This window comes from Lactiplantibacillus herbarum (genome assembly GCF_001039045.1).
Classification (GTDB): Bacteria; Bacillota; Bacilli; order Lactobacillales; family Lactobacillaceae; genus Lactiplantibacillus; species Lactiplantibacillus herbarum.
The window spans coordinates 32,024-51,383 of sequence record NZ_LFEE01000038.1 but is presented as its reverse complement, the minus strand read 5'-3'; the positions used below and the strand labels follow the sequence as shown (position 1 = coordinate 51,383).

General features: G+C 42.4%; 11 protein-coding genes. 7 read left to right on the top strand and 4 right to left on the bottom strand.

Annotation, left to right across the window (positions count from 1 at the left end; translation table 11 throughout):
* Positions 1-58: 58 nt before the first annotated feature.
* Positions 59-628, bottom strand: coding sequence for a GNAT family N-acetyltransferase (locus tag ACG95_RS11880; protein ID WP_048000726.1), 570 nt, complete (start codon positions 626-628; stop codon positions 59-61).
* A 206-nt stretch (positions 629-834) separates the two neighbouring features.
* On the opposite strand from ACG95_RS11880, the gene nudC reads away from it, so the two are divergent.
* Complete coding sequence (gene nudC, locus ACG95_RS11875) at positions 835-1,659, top strand: NAD(+) diphosphatase (protein WP_048000725.1); 825 nt, start codon at positions 835-837, stop codon at positions 1,657-1,659.
* Between the two features lie 103 nt (positions 1,660-1,762).
* Here nudC and ACG95_RS11870 read toward each other — a convergent pair whose 3' ends face one another.
* Complete coding sequence (locus tag ACG95_RS11870; protein WP_152668341.1) at positions 1,763-3,412, bottom strand: cation-translocating P-type ATPase; 1,650 nt, start codon at positions 3,410-3,412, stop codon at positions 1,763-1,765.
* Between the two features lie 236 nt (positions 3,413-3,648).
* On the opposite strand from ACG95_RS11870, the gene ACG95_RS11865 reads away from it, so the two are divergent.
* From ACG95_RS11865 to ACG95_RS11845, 5 genes are all read left to right on the top strand, one after another.
* Positions 3,649-4,518, top strand: a complete 870-nt coding sequence (locus tag ACG95_RS11865; protein ID WP_237756515.1) for a TMEM175 family protein — start codon at positions 3,649-3,651, stop codon at positions 4,516-4,518.
* A gap of 57 nt (positions 4,519-4,575) precedes the next feature.
* Positions 4,576-5,181: a TMEM175 family protein gene (locus tag ACG95_RS11860; RefSeq protein WP_048000723.1), complete on the top strand. Its 606-nt coding sequence runs from the start codon at positions 4,576-4,578 to the stop codon at positions 5,179-5,181.
* A gap of 661 nt (positions 5,182-5,842) precedes the next feature.
* Positions 5,843-10,786, top strand: a complete 4,944-nt coding sequence (locus ACG95_RS14070) for a BspA family leucine-rich repeat surface protein (RefSeq protein WP_053072807.1) — start codon at positions 5,843-5,845, stop codon at positions 10,784-10,786.
* Positions 10,787-11,005: 219 nt separating this feature from the next.
* Positions 11,006-11,674 (top strand): TetR/AcrR family transcriptional regulator, encoded by a 669-nt coding sequence (locus ACG95_RS11850; RefSeq protein ID WP_420324103.1) that lies wholly within the window; start codon positions 11,006-11,008, stop codon positions 11,672-11,674.
* A gap of 91 nt (positions 11,675-11,765) precedes the next feature.
* Positions 11,766-12,488: a class I SAM-dependent methyltransferase gene (locus tag ACG95_RS11845; protein WP_048000721.1), complete on the top strand. Its 723-nt coding sequence runs from the start codon at positions 11,766-11,768 to the stop codon at positions 12,486-12,488.
* A 141-nt stretch (positions 12,489-12,629) separates the two neighbouring features.
* Here the strand turns inward: ACG95_RS11845 and ACG95_RS11840 are convergent, their stop codons facing one another.
* Complete coding sequence (locus ACG95_RS11840; protein ID WP_048000720.1) at positions 12,630-12,992, bottom strand: rhodanese-like domain-containing protein; 363 nt, start codon at positions 12,990-12,992, stop codon at positions 12,630-12,632.
* A complete protein-coding gene (locus tag ACG95_RS11835; protein ID WP_048000719.1) occupies positions 12,979-13,524 on the bottom strand; it encodes a MarR family winged helix-turn-helix transcriptional regulator in 546 nt (181 codons plus the stop codon). Before ACG95_RS11835 ends, ACG95_RS11840 begins: the two co-directional genes overlap by 14 nt.
* Before the next feature lie 362 nt (positions 13,525-13,886).
* On the opposite strand from ACG95_RS11835, the gene ACG95_RS11830 reads away from it, so the two are divergent.
* On the top strand, positions 13,887-19,223 hold the full coding sequence (locus ACG95_RS11830; protein ID WP_048000718.1) for an MBG domain-containing protein: 5,337 nt from the start codon (positions 13,887-13,889) through the stop codon (positions 19,221-19,223).
* The last annotated feature ends 137 nt before the right edge of the window (positions 19,224-19,360 follow it).

Genomic DNA, 19,360 nt, shown 5'->3' with positions numbered 1-19,360 from the left:
ACTAATAATCCCCATCAAGATTGGTGAATAACCAGTCTTGATGGGGATTTTTGTGTTTTTAGGAGTTGATAGTCTTGATCCAGTAATCATGATATTTGGTGCCATCATGACCGATCAATGCTTCATTAGTGGGGGTGAAACCTAGATTTGTGAAGGCTTGGGCACGTTCTGCAGTTGTGCTGATAATTTTGATAGCAATCTTCTCACAATTAAATAAGTCAAAGGCAACTGTCATGAGCGGAGATAATAGTTGTTCGATTGTGTTGGTATGTTCGTAATCTGCACGCAAATCTAGACGTAACACGCCACACTTGTCAAAGTAGTCCGCCGCATCACGATGAAATAACTCGATAGTTCCAACCGCAGTAGTCGTTTGCTGATCGATAATTGCCCAACGAACGAAACCTTGTTGTGTGTACATGGATAACCAGTAGTCAATTGCAGTCTGTATTCGTTCCTGAGTGGTGTAATGAAAATCATCACCGCCACAGTTGTCACTATTGAACCGTGCGACAGCTTGTTGGTCTGAGTAGACTTGCAGTAAATCAGCCCAGTCATCCTTGGTAACTAATCTTAAACAGTAATGTTCATTAGTGAATTGTGGGCATTTCTGATAGACATTATTCATTAGTTAACATCCTTTCTTCTGAAGTAGTGTTAGGTATATGATGATACGGATACTATAACGTGAATAAGTGAAACTTTAGTTAGCGCTTACATAAGGTGAGTCAGCTATAACGAGTGTGACGAAACTTTATATCGCCACAAACGAACGACTTCAACTATAATAAGAACATTAATAAAACAAATGATGATTAAGAAAGCAGGGTCAACATGTTTCAAGACATCGCACCACACGTGTTAAATAATCAGAACGATAAGCGGCGTGCGCCTCATAAGGGGGATTACGTGCTGATTGGTCGCAAGCAACAGGTTGTGTTAACGACCACAGGAACCCTACCGCTATATGAAATGGTGGCAAAAGACTGGGCGTTTGATGAAGCACAGTACCGCTACTTGTTAGCAATTGATGATATTGCCTTTTACTGGGTTGATGTTGACGCTACTGAAAAGGCGGACTATCAAGTTGGTGCTGCCCGAAGTTTCCGCAACTTAACGCCAGACTGGTTAGCTTTTGGGAGTTCTACAGCGGCCCATCTTGCTTGGTGGTATGACACTAGCCGTTTCTGTGGCCATTGTGGGCAACCATTGCAAGAGGGAACGACGGAACGGTCACTAGTCTGCGAGGCGTGTGGTCAGACGATTTACCCAACCATTATGCCAGCCATCATCGTTGGCGTTACTCACGGCGACAAGTTATTGATGACTAAATTCTTAGGTGGCTATGATCGGTATGCCTTGATTTCAGGGTACACGGAGATCGGTGAGACCTTTGAAGATACGGTTAGACGAGAAATTATGGAAGAGGTTGGCCTACAGGTTCATAATATTCGCTACTATGGTAGTCAACCGTGGGCACCGTCGCATACCTTGTTGGCGGGCTACTTTGCCGACTTGGATAAGGATATTGCGATTGAGCTGGAGACTGATGAGTTGGCGAAAGCTCAGTGGTTTACGCGTGATCAGATTCCAAAGGGCGATACGACTGACAGTTTGACGTGGACGATGATTGAAGCATTCAGGAATCAGAAAATTTGATCAAGGTGTTTTTATTTAATAAGTAAAGATGCCTAAAAAAGTCACGCAAGACTGATTTTTCAGCTTTGCGTGACTTTTTAGTGTGGTATGAGTTGTTGAAGAACTATTTTTCTACTAGCACTTGGTACGGATGATTCATAAAGTTCAATTGATAGGCCACGCGATATTTACCGGCGTTCTTTCCAGTTGTGAATTGGTGATTATTACTATTAACTAATAGTAAATCACCACGACGGTAGAATTTGTTTAGTTTTGTCTTATCGTAAATGCGACCATATCTATGATGAGAACTCATATTATTAAGATCGAAGTTCTTCTTATTATCTGAAAGGGATAGGATCTGTTGATTACTTTTAGCAGACTTGTCACTGAGCATGGCGTATCCTTGTAAGGTTTTGACACGTTGATCGATAGTGAATAGCCGATGCTTAGATCCCATTAGGGTTGAAATCTTTTGAAGATCATGGTAACTGACATCGCCACTGGTGAAGTACGTTTCATTAGGGCTTAGACGACCATAATAACCTAACGAAATAAAGCAAGTCATCATTAGAACCAATATTGGTGTGAAGCTCAATAAGAATCTCCGCCCAAGTAAAGTATGGACCAGGTACAGACCATAACCAGCCAGTATGGCTAATAACCAATTGATGAAGTTCCAATGGTTAAAGTTTGGCGTGATAATAAACATTAATGGTAAGAAAGCTAACAGCGATAAGCTAATAACTAGTTTAATATCATAAGCTTTATTCGTTAAGAACCGACGTGGTGTTAAGATACCAAGAACACTGAACCCAAGTAGAAATGGGAAAATAGTTCCGTAGCCGCTGACAGAATTCCAAGGCCACCCATCACTACCGCTAGAATACTTTTGAAGTCCTGCAACAAAGTTCAGTAGCATGGTGTGAATTAGATGTGGGGCTTTAAAGTCAATGAATGATCCCATACGAGCAACGGGCATTGCTGGATATGAGAACCACAGAAACTTACCAGGAGTCGAGTCCTTTAGTAAAATAAAGTGATAGGCAAAAATAATCAATGGCATTGCTAAGAGACCTAAAATAATAGCATAGGATATCAGATTAACTAATGTCATCTTGTGCTGTCGTAGAACGTAAATAGCAATCAATAATAGCATGATTGGAATATATAGCCATCCTGCCATGTAGCCATAAAGTGAGGCAGCAATTAAAAAGACTGATAGGATTGTCCAAATGGTGCTCCAACGTTGTTGTTGAACGTGCCAACTTTGAATAAGTGCTAGTACTCCGAGTAATAATGTCAGTGGCGCAATATTACAATCTAGAATCCAGCGAGCAGAAATGAAGATCCATGGTGATGTCGCTAGGGAAAGTATTAGCCAAAATCCTAAGCTATTTGGTTTTGATTGTGACTGTACCATGTACAAGATGAGAATCATGGTTAGTAGAGTGAACAGGACCATTGGCAATCGAGCTAAAGTAATTGAAAAGCCAAATAGTTTAATCAATGGTGCGGCAAGATAAGCATATTCTACAGACTGACCGTTGCCAAAGATACCGGCAAAATATAACGGCCAATGTAATCCATGCATGTCCGTACCGTGGCGTGCTATTGAACGGATTTCGTTCATATAAGTTGCTTCATCGACAAATAAGTTTGGAATGTCTCCTAACTTATGTATTAGTAGAAATCCAAAAATAATAATTATTAGTAACCCACTAATAAAATATGGATGTTTACGACTGTTTTGAATATAACGCTTTATTTGCATGTGACCATCCCCGTTTTTAAGTCCTATATTGCCATACTCCTAAAATTAGCACATAGCTTGAATTTTATGCTAAAAGGCAATGAAACGCAAGCCAACCAGTAGCTTGTGTATACGCCTTAAACATGCACTGTTAAGACGGCTGAAGTCGGTTTACTAAGCTCATGAAGATGTGATTAAAATAATGTTGACTGAAATATTATAAGACCAAGTAAAGTGCTAAGATATAGAATGTAAAAATGATGAAAAGCGGTGAAGAAATGCAGAGTAAGCTCAAAGAACGACTAGACATGTTCAGCGACGCTATTATCGCGATTTTGATTACGATAATGGTGCTCGAGTTACCGATTACGTTACACAGTGGTGTGGTCGATTATGCCCAATTATTCAAATCGATTGGCATCTATGCGGTGAGTTTCTGTTTCATTGCGAATCTGTGGTATCAACACGCAGTGATCTTCAATGAAGCGGAGACTGTACCGAATGCGATTATTGTACTCGACTTAGTCTTTCTATTCTCGATGTCACTAATTCCGACCTTTACACGGATGATGACGTCAGAAACGACTAATATTAATGTGATGCTGTACGCAGCATTGTGCTTGATTATTTCACATGTCTTCAGGCGAATCTCGAAAACAGTTATTCATGATAAGTACACGGATAAGGCGGATATGCGCCAATTATATAATGTGATTTATGGATCGGGTTACTTAGATTCAGGTGCGATGTACATTGTACTGATTGTGCTAGGCTACTTCTATCCTAAAGTGGTGTTAATCCTACTTATCATTATTCCGGTGCGGTCATTCATTAGCCACGCCAGAGATAATGCGGAATTGAGTGAATTAGAGAAGATGGATGATGCTGACAAACGCGAATTCCTAGCATTGTCGATCAAGGAACAACGTCGTTTCCGTCAATTATTACAACATTACTTCAGTCATGCGCGCCGGATGCGTGATGATCAAGCTGGTCAGGAGCAGGCGTGGGCGGAATTTGCGCAGACAGCCAAGGATGAGTTTCACGTGTCTGACCAAACGTTAGGTAAGTGGATGAACAAGGTAAACCACGATAGTGCACGTCGGGATAAACGAGACCACCATTAAGTTGTAGCATATTAATGTAGAAAAAATAATCAGATAATATTAAGTAGGGGGAGTTAAATGAATAAGGGACGAGTAGAGGCATTTACCGATGCGGTGGTCGCAATTGTGATGACCATCATGGTGTTAGAATTTGAGGTACCATCTGAGCCAACTTTTGCGGCTCTAGCGGAAAATGGGAGTTACTTGATTGCATACTTAATCAGTTTCCTGTTTATCGGGGTAGCATGGTATAACCACCATTATATGTTGACGCTGACGAAACGAATCAGTAAGCGGGTCTACTGGTTGAATAACCTGTGGATATTGTCGATGTCGCTATTACCGATTGCGACGGCTTGGGCGGGGAAGTTTATCGACCAGCCACAACCAGAACTGTTTTATTTCATTATTTTCTTGTTGTGGGCCTTAGCTTATGCAGTATTATCGTATGCGATTGTTCAGGATAATCAGCGTGAGGGCCATACGGATGTGGCAAATAAGATTCGACGGATGCCAGTCTATCGAGTGCATACGCACTGGTGGTTCTGGGCGCTGAGCGTGGTTATCGGGTTACTGATTCTCTTTGTGTGGCCACCACTGTCACTGGTATTCACCGTAATTGAATTAATTATCATGGCGATTAAGACCACACCAGATAGTGATCATTTGATGCAAAATCAATAGTTTAATAACGTTGAGACGGTTGAATCTTATTTTTGAGATTCAACCGTCTTTTTTTGATAGGATATTCAGAGTAATCAAGATCCTTGATTGCTGTGAATGTGGCTGTTGCTTACGTAAAATAAGCATAAATAGTCATGAAATAGCACTAATTTAGATGGAAATTATAAAAAAATTCAAAAAAACTTCAGAAAAAATTAATCAACACGCTTAATCATTACCTTAGTAACTAAAAACATACAGAACGTAAATAAACAGTATAAATAAAATTTATCATATTTAATTATAACTAAATGAGTAAGTTCCTCAATAAACTGATTGTGTAAGTTAAATGGGCCGCTTAGTAAAAAATCTAGCCTAGCATTTCTCATAATCTTATTGAAAAATTGATAAGTATTTATAATAAGAAAATAAAATTTATAAGGATTAAGCAATGACCTTTACACACCGCGTACCACGCATATACCAGATGTATATTTATCGAAAAATGAATATATGTACCCGTTTTCACGTCTAGGAACGTTGATATACTTGCGTTTAATTAGTTTACTAGGTATAGTATTGACGTACATGAATATCGCAGGTGAGTGCGTTTTTTTTACGAAGCAAACTTACTTGGACAGTTTGAAAATAATTAATAATTTAATCAAAGGGGACTTACAACATGGGTGCTAATAATAAGCGCAATGCAGAAGCAACAAGCAAAGAACACTATAAGATGTATAAAAAAGGTCGGAACTGGCTATTCGCTGGTGTAATGGTTCTAAGCTGGCAAGTTAACTACATAAACGCTAATGCCGATACAACGGCTGACAGCAGCAGTAACGATAACATTGCTACAGTTAACAGCACGACTAGCTCGGATAGTAACACGGTAACGTTAAGCAGCAAAGCAACAACAACTGCTACCACCACTACCGAGGATAGTACAAGTGCCGCTGCTACAAGCACGACTGCGAGTGAGTCCACTGCAACATCATCAAGTGCAACCAGCGCCTCATCAACAGCTACTAGTACAACGACTGCTACTTCTGCAGTAACTAGCAGTGCAACTAGTTCAGCAACGTCTGCAAGTGCAACTAGTTCTGCTAGCTCAACGAGTACTAGTAGTGAAAGTTCAGCTACTAGCAGCGCCGCTAAGACAAGTAGTGATACAACTACCACAGCAACTAGTGATAGTACGGCTACAACAACTGATACGACAACGAACCAAGTAGCTACTGATGATGTCACCACTGATACTACGGTGACGACGGATACTAATATGGCGACTACTGGTAGCGATGCTGCAACGACTGATCAGAGTGCTGCCTCAACTGCAGATAACAGTGCTTCAGACGGTGCCACGGTTAGCGATGCTGCTGATGTCACAACGGCCGGTACGGTTACTGATGATACGACCACTGATAACTTGACGACTGATGCAGCTACTTCAGCTGCAACTGATACCAAGACAACAGTTGCAACGCCTAGCACCACAACTAATGACCAACAAGTGACTAACAAGCGTGCGTCATTAGCACGTGCAGCAACTAAATCTGCTGATATTGCTAGTGGAACTTACGGGACAAGTGCTTGGAATATTGATAGTGCGGGTGTCTTGCATTTAGGTGCTGGGACGTTTGTTGATTCAAATGGTACCAATCCATGGGCTGCTTATGCGGATAGTATTACTTCAATCAGCTTTGATGGCAAAGTTGTGGGTAGTTCTAGTAGCGCAGGTTTGTTTAGAGATTTAACAAAATTAACGACTGTTACGAATGCTAATCAATTTGATACAAGTAAAGTAACGAACTTCTATTCTATGTTTAATGGTGATACTGCTTTAACTAGTATTGATGTTTCAAACTGGGATACCAGTAAGGTCACTGATATGGGCTACATGTTCTGGGGTGTTTCTAGCTTAACTACTCTAGATGTTTCAAACTGGGATACCAGTAATGTCGTGTATTTTCAGGCGACATTTTATAACATGTCTAGCTTAACTTCATTGGATGTTTCGAACTTTAATACGAGCAGTGCGACTGATATGAGCTGGATGTTCATGGGTGATAGCAGTCTTACTAGTCTAGATGTTTCGAACTTTAAGACGGGTAAGGTGACGACCTTCTATTCAACTTTCAGTGGGTTAACGAGTTTAACTAATTTAGATGTCTCGAACTGGAATACGAGTTCAGCTACAACGATGGCGTTCATGTTTCATAACGACTACAGTCTAACAAGTTTAGATGTTTCCAGCTTTAATACCAGTCAGGTTACTACTATGCAAGCGATGTTCTATGCTGATCGTAGTTTAACCAGCTTAGATGCTTCTAATTTTGATACTAGTAGTGTTACTAACATGTATGCCATGTTTGCGAATACAAATAAATTAACTAGTTTAAATGTTGCGGATTGGGATACCAGTAAGGTTACGAACTTCAGTTGGATGTTTGGCAAAGATACTGATAGCTCAGCGACTGTCTCAGTTATAACCACGCTAGATGTTTCGAAGTGGAATACGAGTTCTGCAACCGATATGAGCTTTATGTTTTCTAATTTAACTAGACTGACATCACTTGATTTATCGAATTGGGATACAGGTAATGTAACGACTATGCAAGGAATGTTTGGTGGGAACAATGTAATTACCACCTTTGGAGACATTTCAAATTGGAATACTAGCAAAGTAACCAATATGAGTTATATGTTTAATGCGGTGATGAAGTTAGCCACTTTAGATTTATCTGGTTGGGATACCAGTAACGTTACCACTATGAAAGACATGTTTGGTGCAGATGCTGCAAGTAATCCAGCACATTTAGTAACCTTGAATATTGCGAACTGGGACACCAGCAACGTTACCGACATGAGTAGTATGTTTCTTAATCAGGTTTCGATGACTAGTTTGGATGTTTCAAAATGGGACACTAGCAAGGTTACTGACATGAGTAAGATGTTTGATGGTATGCTTCTGCTTACGTCATTAGATGTTTCAAACTTTGATACTGGTAACGTTACTGACATGACATCCATGTTTGAAAGTGACAAAAGTCTAGCCACGCTAGATGTTTCCAATTTTGACACCAGTAATGTAACCAACATGCATGGGATGTTCTATAACATGCCTGCCATTACAGCATTAGATGTTTCAAACTTTGATACTAGTAAGGTTACTGAGATGGCATACATGTTCACTAACGACAGTAAGCTAACGGTATTAGATGTTTCCAATTGGGACACTAGCAAAGTCACAACAATGGTCAATACTTTCTACGGACTTTCTAGTGTGAAGGTGTTGAACGTCAGCAACTGGAACACTAGTAGTTTGAAGCTGGCTTCTAAGACTTTTTATGGTGATACTAGCTTATTAGCACTGGATTTAAGTGGCTGGGATATGAGTAATGTCACGGCACTAGTCAATATGCTAGGGAACGCTGCCAAGATTCAGACGTTAGTATTAGGTGACAATAGTGAATTGATTCTAGGAACTAACACGGTTAACTTACCAGCCTTGACTGCTTCCAGCACCTACACTGGCAAATGGGTTGGTGTTAACTCTGGTAAAACCTATACTTCAGCAGAATTAATGGCTGGTGTGGCCGCTGATACGTATGTTTGGCAACGAGTTGATGCTTCAGCCACACTAGAAACTAGCGATAGTACGGTTGATTTGATTGCCGGACCAAAGACGACTTGGGATGCTAGTGATTACTTTGTTAGCGCGACTGATGCTGACGGTAGTACTAAGAGCTATTCTGACATGACTGTCTCAGGTACGGTTAATACTAATAAGGCCGGAATCTATGACATTGTCTATAGTTACACTGATTCAAATGGTAACGTCATCAGTAAGCTAGTTAGAGTAACGGTTGTTGCCAGTCAAGCTGGAATTGATGCTGATGATTCAAGTATCAATCAACAACCTTCAAACACTTGGAAACCAAGTGATAACTTGACTGGGTTAACTGACGATAAGGGTAACACCATTGATTTAACCAATGTAACGTATGTTAACGGTGAAGCTGCTACCAAGGCAGATAGCACGGGTACGGTCGTAACGGTCACTGGTAACGTTGATACGAGTGTGCCAGGCGATTATGAAGTCATTTACAGTTACACTGATGCAGAAGGCAATGTCTACACGAAGACCGTTACAATTACAGTTGTTGCCAGTCAAGAAAGTCTTGATGTTGAAGATCAGACCTTAACTCAAAACGAAACTTGGGACGCTGAAGCAGGTTTCACGGCCGGAACTGACTTTGACGGCAATGCCATTGATTTCAGTAAAGTAGTTGTTAGTGGTGACAAGGTAGATACTGGCAAGACTGGTACTTACAATGTTATTTACACTTACACTGATGCAGAAGGAAATGTAGTTGAGAAGACAATTACAGTGACAGTTTCTGATAGTAAAGCTAGTGTGACTGCCAAAGATACAACGGTTACTCAAGGTACAACTTGGGATCCAAGTACTGGCTTTGTAACTGGTACTGACGCAGATGGAAATACAATTAGCTTTGCAGATGGTGTTAAAGTAACTGGTGATACGGTTAATACTAGCAAGCCAGGATCTTACAACGTTATCTACACTTACGAAGATGCTTATGGTAACTCAGTGTCACAAACCATTACTGTAACTGTAACTGCGGCGGACAGTAAAGCTACTGTAAATGCCAAGGATATGACGGTTACACAAGACTCAACTTGGGATCCAAGTACTGGCTTTGTAAGTGGTACGGATGCGGATGGTAACGCAATTAGTTTTGCTGACGTCAAGGTTTCAGGCGACACGGTTAATACTAGTAAGCCAGGATCTTACAATGTCATCTACACTTATACTGATAAGTATGGTAACTCAGTGTCACAAACGATTACTGTTACTGTAATGGCGGCAGACAGTAAAGCAACTGTAAATGCTAAAGATACGACGGTTACGCAAGGTGATACTTGGAACGCCGAAGCAGGCTTCGTAAGTGGTACGGATGCTGACGGCAATGCGATTAGCTTTGACGATGTTAAGGTTAGCGGCGATACGGTTGATACCAGCAAGGCTGGTACTTACAATGTGAAGTACACTTACACTGATAAGTACGGTAACGAAGTTTCGCAAACAATTACGGTCACTGTAACTGCCAAGGATACTGATACCGGCAGTGGCGACAATAATGGTAATGGTGGTACCGATACTGGTGATAACGGTGACAGCGACAACAATGGCGGCACTGATACCGATAGCAACGGTAACGGCGACAACAATGGTGGCACCGATACTGATAATAACGGTAATGGCGATACTGAAACGACTACCGATGGTGATACGATCAATACTGATAGCAACACCAACACTGGCAATACGACTACTGGCAATACGGTTAATACCAATACTACGACTAACAAGACTGGTTCAACGGTCAATGCTGGTTACCAAACTAGCACGACTAAGGCTAAGACGGTTAAGTTAGGTGCCAAGACTAAGGGTACTGCGGTTGATCAGATTGCTAAGGGCAACTTGCCACAAACTGACGAAACGACTAAATCATCAGCAGGCGTTATGGGACTAGCAATGTTAGGATTCACTAGCTTGTTAGCTCTAGCAGGTGTAAAGCGTCGTCGGACAGATAAATAATTAAATATTACTGGACGGTTTAATCATTAGTTAAACCACTAGAAGCCTCAACTCGTAATGGAGTTGGGGCTTTTAGCTATTTAACTGGGTTTACTTTTGAGCGTGGCGGTGCCAAGAGACCTAATTAAGCACTAAATATTGATTATGCCGCACTAATCGTATTTGGATCTATGGTAATATTAAGCATAAATAACCTTATTATTAGGACAGTATCGGAAGGTGTCATTTTTGGAACAAAAGGGTATTCGGGACTACTTTGAACAAACCGTCGCCGCTGATCAGACACTGACAGACAAGCAACGGGCTATCTTACAAGCTAGTTTGGAATTGTTCGCTGAACAGGGGTTTGATCACACGAGTACAAGTGATATTGCGCAAAAGGCTGGTGTGGCTGAGGGAACGGTGTATCGCCGTTATAAAACTAAGGAAGCCTTACGGGAAGCTGTGATTGCGCCTATCATTGACCATATCTTTCCTTCCTTAGCGGCGGATTTTTCGCGGGATGAATTGCAGACCAAGTACGAGCGGCTGGAAGATTTTTTCAGAGCAGTATTTTCAGACCGGTTCAGCTTCGTTAATGATAACTTGCAAGAATTAAAAGTGCTGATGGAGATGGTATTCTTCACTTCGGATGGCCGTCAAGCTGTGATGGCTCACGTGGCCCCTGGTGTTGTGCAACAGATGATGGCGACGTTGGATGATTTAAAAGCGCGTCATTTAATGGTTGATTGGCCTAATGACTTGATTATTCAGACCATGTTGTCACTATTAGTTGGCTATTTTGCACGAACCACGTTGGAGTTGCCAGGAACTGAGACGCAGCGACAACTGGACTTTGTTGTGCAGCTGTTAACGAAGACGTTTAGCCCAGCACTAACGGAACAGTAGCGGCTTAATTGCAAGTAGGAAGGGACTTATTTGATAACAGCAGAGGTATCAGCGGGATTCTGATACTTACTGGAATGATTTTGGGGGAATAATGATGAATGTTAAGCGTTTTGGCATTGACGCACCACTGTTACCACTAGTTTACTTAGTTGGGGGAGTTTGGTTACTTATCTACGGTTATTTGAACCGGATGAATTACAGTGTGGTTGTTGAAATGGTTCTTGGTGCCATGATGGTTATCGGCGCAGGAATCGCTTTACACACAACGATGCGCGGTAAGTACCGGCTATTTGACCAATTGATTCAGCAGTTAGCTATTGATCCACACGCCCAAGTTTTAGATGTCGGGTGTGGTCGCGGAGCGTTGCTAACACGAGTTGCTCAACAACTAGTTAAGCCTGGTAAAGTGACGGGGATTGACCTGTGGCGTTCACGTGACCAGTCTAATAATGGGGTGAAGCAGGCGCAGCGGAATTTGGATGATTTAAACGTCGCTGATCGTACTGAGCTGGTGACCGGAGATATGGCGGAGTTGCCGTTTGATGACAATCAGTTCGACGTTGTGACGACCAGCTTTGCGTTTCATAATATTAAACGTTTTAAGCGACGTAATCAGGCGGTCGAGGAAGCTATTCGGGTACTTAAGCCGGGTGGTACGATTGCAATTATTGATACCGGGCATTGTTCAATGCAGTATCAAGATGTCTTTTTAGCTAATCACGTTCAGATTACTGAATCCAAAAAACTAGGCATTAACGGTTGGTGGTCAGGACCGTGGATGGGAAGTTATCTAGTTCGTGGCGTGAAGCAGTAGTGCGACAATATGAAGACTAATTAAACTAATATAAACGAATGGCGTGCATCGCTGAGATTGGAATTTCTTCCTGATCTCAGCGAAGCACGCCATTTTCTTAATGCTATTTTTCTATATTGAGAATGCTAAGTGAATCGATTGTTAGATTGTTTCGATTGGCAGGTGCATGCCCTTCCAGCCTTCTAGTGCACAGGATAATTCGAAGGCTTTGAAGTCGGCGGATAACAAGGTTAATAGAGCGACTTTGCCAAGAGTCGTGCCAGCAGTCCAGTCGTAGACAACGTAAGTTTTGGATGGATCTAGTTCTGACAAACGGTTGGCTAAGTCCTTAGCAGGCATGGCGATAGCACCCTTGATCTGGTCCTTCTTAATCTGAGCTGGGGCGTTACGAACGTCTAAGATGACGTATTCAGGATTATCTTTTTGAGCATCAGCGACAACGGTTTGGTGGTCAATGTATAGGCTTAAGTACGTTTTCAAAAAATCGATTTTAGTGGTTTCCATGATTAGTTTCCTTCTTTTCGTTGAGTTTGTTAGTACCGATGGTTACTTTGTGGAGCAGTGTTGAAAGGGTGGTGATCTCATCTTGTGACAATTCTGACATGATGACTTGTACAGCTTCGAAGTTATGTGGTAGGAACTTTTCCAAGACAAGTGTGCCAGTTGTGGTTAGTTCAATCATCACGGAACGCTTATCGTTAACCGCGCTGACCTTGGTGACCCAACCGTTGACGACCAGTTTGTTGAGAATCTTCGTCACGGTTGGTCGAGTAGCGCCCAGTTTGGTTGCAATTTCCGAAGGAGCCAACTGTTGCTGATCTGCCCGGAAGAGAAACATTAGAATGATGAAGCGCGTTTCCGTTAAGTCATATTCTGCAAGGACATCATCGTAGGCCTTTTGCATCTCGCGATAGGTCCATTGTAAATCTAGGAATAGTGCAGCGGCGTCAACATTAGTGTCGGCAGTCGCGTATTCACTAATCGTTTGGCCAAGCCGCCCGGTGTTGGGACGGTCGTTGAATTTAAAGTCGTCCATATAAGCCTCCTTCTAAATATAGTTAGCTAGCTAACTATATTTAGAACTATACACGCATAAATCGTAAAAAGCAACTATTTAGACTTTAGGAATGATAGGAGTGATGACCAAGATTAGATAAAGGATGAACGTAATCTTGGAAGCTGGAAAACCTATTAAGTCAGCGCTTTTGGTGGATAATAAGTTGAACTTGAAAGTGCGGTGATAGGTGTTCAATCTAAATGTGATAAAACTTTGAAACTTTGTAAATAATTCTCGGGCTTATTGATATATGAGGTATACTAATAAGTGATATGTAAGATTTTATAAACGAATATATAAATAAAAATAATTATAGTTTGAATTGTAGGAGTGAATTAGATATGTGGAAGCGTCGCCGCAACTTAAAAACAGCTGAAATGTCCGAGAAACGGACCTACAAAATGTATAAAAAGGGTCGAATCTGGATAATTGCCGGTATTAGTACATTTACGATCGGGATGGGTGGCTTACGGGCTCAGGCCAGTGAGACAACGAGCGCTGCAACTAGTTCGACAAGTACGGATAGTAGTAGCACGGCCACTAGTTCCACGGCTAAGGCTGTGACACTAAAGACGTCAGCTATTGCAACTACCAGTACAACGAGTAGTAGTGACTCGACAACTGATAAGACAAGCAGCAGTTCGACGGCTAGTTCAACCAGTTCTAGCAGTAGCTCAACGAGTGCGGCAAGTTCATCAAGTTCAGAAAGTGCTGCCAGCTCGTCCAGTGAATCAAGTTCGACTGTTTCGACGAGCTCTGTATCTAAGACTGCTAAACAAAGCGAAACTAGTGAAGCGGCCACTGCTTCTTCAGCAAGTTCAAAAAGTGCTGCAACGAGTGCTAGTTCAAGTAAGCAGACGGCAACTGCTACTAAAAGTGTCACTAAACTGTCACGAGCAGTTAGTGCAGCAACTACGAGTACGATAGTCACCGTCAATTCAACATCAAAGACCTATGATGGGACGACTAGTACCCCTAATAAGTATACGGTGACCTTAGCTGCTGGGACTAAAGCAGCATCAGGGTGGGCTTCAACGTCAGTAGCTAATGTCTATACGGTTACTGATATAACGGATATTGATACCACTCAGTTCAGTGCGGGCGTTGGGACTTATACGATTGCATTATCTAGTTCAGGACTGGCCAAGTTGAATAAGGCCAATACTGGTACTGATTTGACAGCGGCTAATGTCGTGACTGGAACACTGACGATTGGAAAGGCACCAGTGCCAACTGGCTCAATTACTGTTGAATCAACAAGTGTGAATTACGGTGATGATTTACCAGCGAGTTATACGGTAGATGTTCCGGTGACTTATGCAGTACCGAGTGATTGGACTTATAAGAGTACATCTAGCGATGGGCTAACCAAAATCTATACGATTGCCAGTAATACGGGCGATTTGACACCGATGACAAATACGGCAGCGGGAACTTATACGCTGAGTTTGACGGCACAAGGTCTTAGCAAATTGCAGGCAGCTAATCCTAATTATGCGATTAATAGTAGCTCAGTTAATAGCGGCCAGTTAATGATCAAGTCACATGCAATCGTTACGATTGGTACTGCGACGTCGGTTGTGGCAGCGGGACTACCATCAAATATTACGATTTCGGTAGCTAGTAATTATGTCGTTCCAAGTGATTGGACAGTTTTTTATAACAATACAGCCCAATCTTCAATTGTGTATACGGTACCCCGTAGCTATATTGATATCACTAACGTTGATCGCTATACGATTGGCAACTATAGTGTGATGTTAACGGATGCAGCCATTGAAACTTTGGCTGCCGCTAACCCGACAGTAACGTTTGATAGTAGCGATATTAGTGCAGGTGCAATTCAAATTGTGGCGAAGACGTCAGGGACAGTAGCAACCCCTAGTAACTTTTACGCAACTGTTGGTATCAAGGCCGGTTATACCAGTAATAGCCCTAGTAATTATACGTCAACGTTGAAGGTTGCTTATGGTTCAACGCTATTCTTACAGTTACGGTTATTAAACTTCGCACAGACGACTCAGGTCGGGACAGTCGTTAATAATATTTCAGACTATGTCATTATTCCAGCTGGTTTTGCGGTTGCAACTAAAAATGCGGATGGGACTTATTCAACTTCAACTGACCCTACCGCTACACTCAAAGCAGAGATTGAAAGCATGTTAGCAGCCACGGGGACTACTTATGGTGATGTGACGGTAACAAAGCTAGCCGACTATAATGGTCGGCAGACGTTTGCCATTCAATTTGCATACGCGCCGACCTACAATACACTATATAACACGACTTACTATACGGAAACGCCAATTATTGCAACGTATGGATCAGGTATTACTAGCGGCGCTATCGGAACGGATGCTGCTAGCCAGGATTCTGCGGTATTGTATGCGACGGATGATGCGAGTGTCAATGGTGGGAGTTATACGTTTAACTTATATGGTTATGCGAATGTGCCACAAGTAGCTGATGCACTGGGGATTAGCGATGCCGTTACAGGTCTCTCACAATATTATGCCTATATTTATCACTTCCAGTTATTTACTGCTCAGGTTGAAGATACGTATCAATTGGTCTCAACCAATGGCGATATACTTGCAGATAATGTAACTTTTACAGGTAATAGTGGGACAACTTACAATCCACTAACTAAGTTACCATCAACCATTGTTAAAGATGGTGTGACTTATTATTTGCGTACTAGTGCGGTCCCAACAACGCAAACTTATGATCAGATTACTAGTTCGGTGACGGAAGGTAGTGTGGTTGCTGGTCAAACCTACGTTGCTTACTATGAAAAATATGTGGAAGCTACAACGGATGCGACGGCGGTGATTACTATCGCTAATCAGCAGAAAGTCTATGATAATAATTCAGCTACTGATCCGGCGTACTACACGGTTTATTTGCCAAGTGAATACACAGCGCCAGCTGATTGGACTGTGGATAGTTCTGTGCCAGTTATCAGTGGTTCAACGGCGTACAAAGTGGCCGCTAAGTACATCGACACGTCAGCAATCAATCAGAACGCGGGCAGCTATCAAGTTACTTTAAATGCAGACGGTATGGCTGACTTAGCAGCTGCCAACGATGGTTTACTGATTGCGCAAGACGTTAACGTCGGTGGGACTTTCACGATTACCAAGCGACCTGCTACGATCACGGTGACGGGTGGCACTTATAAGTACGATGGCAAGAACCATGGTGCGACGGGAACAGTCAGCGGTTTAGCTGATGGCGACAGTTTAGATTACACGCTTAGTGCTGGTCAAACGGCTATTGGTACGTATGATATGTCGGCAACCTACACGGCTAACGATAATTATGACGTTACCGTGGTTGATGGGACGCTGGATATCACCTCGAATGATTATCAACTGACGATTAACTATGTTGATGAGAACGGCAATGTGATCAAGACGGCGGTTACGACTGGTGGACATAACTATAATGATAGTTATACGACCAATGCGTCTGTGATTAAGGGGTATTACCTAGTAACCACACCAAGCAATGCCAACGGGACGTTTACGACCTTGCCAAGTGATGTAACTAGCATCAATACTGGCGACGTTTCAGTAACTTATAGTTATCGTAAACTCGGTTCTTATGTCATTACGGGTAAGGATGGTTCAACCACGACGATTCAATATGTGAATGATCCTGATGACCCAGCTAAGATTGTGACACCAACTGATTCGACAGTACCGTATGTGGCTGGTTATACACCACAAGTTAATGGCAAAGATTTAACCCCCGTTGATGCGACTGATTTGAGTAAGGGCTACAATTACCCAACGCCGGTTGATCCGGGGACCGATACCGCGATTAGTTATCAGGCTAATACGCAAACGATTACGGTTAACTTGGTTGATAAAAATGGTAATGCAGTGAAGAACACGGCTGGTCAGAGCACGTATACCGTTACTGGTAAGACGGACGATACTGCTGATTTCAGTGGCATCACGACTAGCGATAAACTAGTTAAAGGTTACGTTTTAACCAAGGATGGCACGACCACCACGATCACTTATGGTGACGGCACGATTGCACAAATAGTAAACATCGTGTATACGCCGGTCGGTAGTTACCAGACGACTAGCCCTGATGGGACAACTAGTTCGTTACAATATCCTAACGATGCGACTGATCCAACTAAAATCCCGACGCCAGCGGATACGACGGTGCCATACGTGGCCGGTTACACGCCACAAGTTAATGGTCAGAAACTGACACCAGTTGATGCGACTGATTTGAGTAAGGGCTATTATTACCCAACGCCAACATCGGCAACTGAAGATACGTTGATTAGTTATACGGCTAATAAGCAGACAATTACGGTTAATTTAGTCGATAAAAACGGTAATGCGGTGAAGAATGCTGCTGGTCAGAGTTCGTATACGGTGACTGGGACGACGGGTGCAACTGCTGATTTCAGTGGTATCACGACTAGCGACAAACTCGTTAATGGCTATGTTTTAACCCAGGATGGCACGACCATTACGATCACATATGGTGACGGGACAACTGCACAAGTTGTGAATATTGTGTACACGCCGGTTGGTAGTTATCAGATTACGGATCCTAAGGGCAGCACGAGTTCAGTCGGTTATCCAAATGACACGACTGATCCAACGAAGGTGATGACGCCAACAGATTCAACCGTGCCATACGTGGCTGGCTATACACCACAATCGAATGGTCAGAATTTGACGCCAGTCGATGTTAATGATTTAAGCAAGGGTTACTATTACCCAACGCCAGTCTCAGCAACTGAAGATACGGCGATTAGTTACACGGCCAATAAGCAAACGATTACGGTTAACCTAGTTGATAAAAACGGCAATCCGGTGAAGAACGCCGCTGGTCAGAGCTCATATGTGGTAACTGGGACAACTGGTGCGACTGCTGACTTCAGCACCATCACGACTAGTGATAAGCTAGTTAATGGCTATGTGTTAACTAAGGATGGCACCACAACAATAATCACTTATAGTGACGGGACGACTGCCCAAGTTGTAAACATCGTGTACACGAAGGTTGGTAGTTATCAGATTACTAATCCAAGTGGGGATAAGAGTTCAGTAACTTATCCTAACGATACGACTGATCCAACCAAAGTGACGACGCCAGCAGATTCAACGGTGCCATATGTTAAAGACTATACGCCACAAGCAAATGGCAAGGACTTGACGCCGGTTGACGCTAATGATTTAAGCAAAGGGTACTACTACCCAACGCCAACGTCTGTGACCGAAGATACGGTTATTACGTATCAACAAGTGAAGACTGTTTATCCAAGCGAACCGAGTGAGCCAGATACTAAGCCAGTTAAGTCAACGGAACCTGAAACACCGGCAAAACCAGACACATCAACTGATACTGAAACGGTAGTTAGTCCTGATGAAATTCAATCAGAAACTGGCGATAGTTCAAGTGCAAATCAGGGGACAACGTCTGGTCAGGTAACTGAATCATCGATAAAAGTGAATGCTACTGTGGTTAAGTCAACAACTAAGGCCACGGCAACATCGGGTTCTTCAACTGATAAAGCGGCAACTTTGCCACAGACTGATGAACAATCAGATCAGCAATTAGCACTATTAGGCTTAGCCTTAATGGTACTGAGCGGTGGTGTAGGGATTGGTCTAGGTCGGCGACGCAAACGTGATTTAGATTAATGAACAATTGAGGTAATAATAAAAACTGTCACCAGTAATCGGGGTAAGCCGCGGTTGCTGATGACAGTTTTTTGCTTTGATAACTAAAAACACGCTATCCCATTACGATTTTGCAATGAGGTAGCGTGTTTATGGTT

Coding starts and splice junctions, on each gene's coding strand:
- ACG95_RS11880 (WP_048000726.1), bottom strand. CDS start 628: ATGAATAATGTCTATCAGAAATGCCCACAATTCACTAATGAACATTAC.
- nudC (WP_048000725.1), top strand. CDS start 835: ATGTTTCAAGACATCGCACCACACGTGTTAAATAATCAGAACGATAAG.
- ACG95_RS11870 (WP_152668341.1), bottom strand. CDS start 3,412: ATGCAAATAAAGCGTTATATTCAAAACAGTCGTAAACATCCATATTTT.
- ACG95_RS11865 (WP_237756515.1), top strand. CDS start 3,649: ATGATGAAAAGCGGTGAAGAAATGCAGAGTAAGCTCAAAGAACGACTA.
- ACG95_RS11860 (WP_048000723.1), top strand. CDS start 4,576: ATGAATAAGGGACGAGTAGAGGCATTTACCGATGCGGTGGTCGCAATT.
- ACG95_RS14070 (WP_053072807.1), top strand. CDS start 5,843: ATGGGTGCTAATAATAAGCGCAATGCAGAAGCAACAAGCAAAGAACAC.
- ACG95_RS11845 (WP_048000721.1), top strand. CDS start 11,766: ATGATGAATGTTAAGCGTTTTGGCATTGACGCACCACTGTTACCACTA.
- ACG95_RS11840 (WP_048000720.1), bottom strand. CDS start 12,992: ATGGAAACCACTAAAATCGATTTTTTGAAAACGTACTTAAGCCTATAC.
- ACG95_RS11835 (WP_048000719.1), bottom strand. CDS start 13,524: ATGGACGACTTTAAATTCAACGACCGTCCCAACACCGGGCGGCTTGGC.
- ACG95_RS11830 (WP_048000718.1), top strand. CDS start 13,887: ATGTGGAAGCGTCGCCGCAACTTAAAAACAGCTGAAATGTCCGAGAAA.